Raw genomic sequence first — 1,142 nt, forward strand, 5'->3', positions numbered from 1 at the left:
AAATCCGAATTTGCTAACTTATATATCGTCTATGAGATTCTTTAACATTATTCTGATTGACCATTGCATAATGCATCGTCGTATCTATTTGAGAATGCCCTAATAAACTTTGTACTTGTTCTATGGGCATTCCTTTATCGATCGCTTTTGTAGCTACAGTTCTTCGAAATTTATGCGGGTGAACTTTCGAAATTCCTAATCTTCTTCCAAGCTGCCTTAATCTGATCTCCACCCCACTTATTTTTAATCTATCATGTGGTAAATCTAGAGAAACAAATAATGCTGGATTATTATCAGTTCTCGTTTTTAAATAATTCTTTAAATGAATCTTCGTTCTTGCATCAAAATATACTGGTCTTTCTTTATTGCCCTTGCCAAAAACTACACATTCTCTATTTTCAAAATCAATATCGTTAATATTTAATTTTACCAGCTCTCCAACACGCATTCCTGTTGAAGATAGCAGATCAATAATTGCTAGATCTCTTAAACTTGTACAATTATCTCTAAGCAATTCTAACGTTTCATCAGAATATGTTTCTTTAATTACTTTATCTGTCTTAATCTTATGAATTCTCTTCATCGGACTCTTTAAGATATAATTCTCCTCTTCTAGCCAAGAAAAGAAACTACTTAAATTCCGTCTAATGTTATCCACACTTGCCTTAGAACAATTATTCATTTTCTGATAATCTGTCAAATATGTGCGCAAATCATCAGTAGTCATATATGTTATACTCATATCGATTTTTTCATTCATTTTAATCAAAGTAGATTCATAATACTTTGTAGTTCTTTTACTACAACCTTCTATTTCTTTAGCAGATATGAATTTAGAGATTAATTCTTCATTGGAATATTTGCAGATCTCACTCACAGAATTCTCCAAAGCTTTAATTTCCACTTTTTCAAAGCATCGAGTTAAAACAATATCAAGCATCTGCATTTGAGCGTTATTTAAATATTTAAGTAAAGATTGTTCAATTTCTTTGATAATGGTTTCTTTCATACTAATAACCTCCATTACCAACCTCACTCCAACCATTACTCAACTATCCAAAATATTTTTGCATTAAACTATCAAATAATTCTTGTGTTTTTTCCAGTGACTGCTGCACTGCTAATTTTGATTTATCGCTCTG

The 1,142-nt window shown here is 30.8% G+C and carries 1 protein-coding gene; it reads right to left on the reverse strand.

Features of this window, described 5'->3' with window-relative positions; all coding sequences use genetic code 11:
• Window positions 1-13: 13 nt before the first annotated feature.
• The gene (gene xerA / locus BQ7364_RS00050) at window positions 14-1,009 is read right to left on the reverse strand and encodes a site-specific tyrosine recombinase/integron integrase (protein ID WP_072682797.1); all 996 of its coding nucleotides are present in this window, start codon (window positions 1,007-1,009) and stop codon (window positions 14-16) included.
• Between the last annotated feature and the right edge of the window lie 133 nt (window positions 1,010-1,142).

It is taken from the genome of Holdemania sp. Marseille-P2844 (assembly GCF_900120005.1).
Classification (GTDB): domain Bacteria; phylum Bacillota_I; class Bacilli_A; order Erysipelotrichales; family Erysipelotrichaceae; genus Holdemania.